1 pseudogene is annotated in these 203 nt (G+C 46.3%); it reads right to left on the bottom strand.

The window, feature by feature from the left end:
- Positions 1–203 (bottom strand): annotated as a pseudogene (locus tag AC4IFT_RS22665) (VENN motif pre-toxin domain-containing protein); the annotation flags it as partial.

Genomic DNA, 203 nt, shown 5'->3' with positions numbered 1-203 from the left:
ATCCGCTTCTGCTCTTTCTCTTTGTCAAAAATCGTGTTCAGTTTCTCGTGGGCATTGTCCGTATCACGGCTTAACGCATTGACATCCTGTTTCTGATTATCCTTATCGCGGATAACAATCTCACCCTCCGACACCGCCGCATGCGTGGTATTGCTCTCTTTCCCTTTGTTATTCACATTGGTCAATAACGAACCTGCCGCATT

It is taken from the genome of Providencia sp. UF-183 (assembly GCF_058246155.1).
The sequence above is the reverse complement of the archived record's forward strand: the minus strand, read 5'-3'. Positions and strand labels throughout refer to the sequence as shown.